The 1,389-nt window shown below is 66.1% G+C and carries 1 protein-coding gene; it reads left to right on the top strand.

What is annotated here, in order from left to right; translation table 11 throughout:
- The coding region (locus tag EN780_RS34250; protein ID WP_128276459.1) for an AAA family ATPase at positions 1-854 on the top strand (854 nt) is incomplete at its 5' end.
- Positions 855-1,389: the final 535 nt, after the last annotated feature.

Raw genomic sequence — 1,389 nt, 5'->3', positions numbered from 1 at the left:
GGCCCCTCGACGCTATCCTGGCCGAGCTCGACGCCACGACCGGCTGGCAATCGGTCAAGGCCGAGGTTCACAAGCTCGTAGCCGTCCTGCGCGCCGAAGAGCACCGCCGCGGGCAGGGCGTAAAATCCAAAAACCCGCCCAGCCTGCATCTGGTGTTCCTCGGCAATCCCGGCACCGGCAAGACGACCGCCGCTCGTCTGATGGGCGAAATCTTTCATGCGCTCGGCCTGCTCAGCTCGGGCCATGTCGTCGAGGTCGACCGCTCCCGCCTGGTCGCCGGCTTTGTCGGCCAGACCGCGATCCAGACGCGCGAAGCGGTCGAGGCAGCGCTCGACGGGGTCCTGTTCATCGACGAGGCCTACGCGCTCGCGCAGGACGGGCACCAAAACGATTTCGGACGAGAGGCGGTCGACACCCTGCTCAAGCTGATGGAGGACAATCGCGATCGGCTCGCGGTGGTCGTTGCCGGCTATACCGGCGAGATGCGCCGCTTCCTCGACGTCAATCCGGGCCTGCGCTCCCGCTTCACCAGGACAATCCTGTTCGAGGATTACTGCGCGCAGGAACTGTCGGCGATCTTTCGCGATCTCATCGAACGGGAGGGTTTTGGCCTTGACGTTGCAGCCGATGAGGCCGTCGGCCTCGCTTGCGTGCGCCTGGAAGCGGAACGCGACGCGACCTTCGGCAACGCTCGCGACATTCGCACGCTCTGGGAACGCACCCGCGAAGCGCAGGCGCTGCGCCTCGCGGGTGCGCCCGTCGGCACTGCCGGCCGTCACGCGATCATGACGATCCAGGCACAGGATATCGAGGTGGCCATGGCTGTCCGCGAGCGGCAGGGGATCGGCGCATGATGGCATTGCTTTCATCCGGCCGCGCCACGCTTCTGCGCTGGTCCAAGCTTGTTCCGGGCCTGTTCAGGCAAGATCCGCTGTTTCGCTATGCCACGATCGCCGTTGTTCTGGCTTTGATCTTGACGGCTGTCAGCATGGGTCGGGATGTGAGCGCGCGCCGCCCCCTCCCCGGGACAAGCGACGCGGGCGCGACTGGGCCGGAGCCCCTCGGAGAGGCCGGGAGTCTGGAAGCGCCAGAGCCGCCGGCTCCGGCCTCACCAGGCCTGTCACCGGCGCAGCAAAACGAGCCAGACCCCGCGATAGCGCCCAGCCGATCGCTGCAAGGCCTCGATCTCGCGCCGGCGCCACGCGACAATTTTGGAACCGTTCCGCAAGGAGGCAAACCACAATGATAAGATCCTTGATCGTGCCGGCCTTCGCCGCCCTGATCGGTGCAACCGGCACGGCGTTTGCCGAAAATGCGCCAACCGACACCTCCGACCAAAGGCTGGAACGCATCGAGCGCAAGCTCGACGCCATTTTGCGTCGTCTCGAC

It is taken from the genome of Mesorhizobium sp. M4B.F.Ca.ET.089.01.1.1 (assembly GCF_004022605.1).
Taxonomy (GTDB): Bacteria; Pseudomonadota; Alphaproteobacteria; order Rhizobiales; family Rhizobiaceae; genus Mesorhizobium; species Mesorhizobium abyssinicae.
Note: the sequence above shows the minus strand (reverse complement) of the source record. Positions and strands in the feature narration are given on the sequence as shown.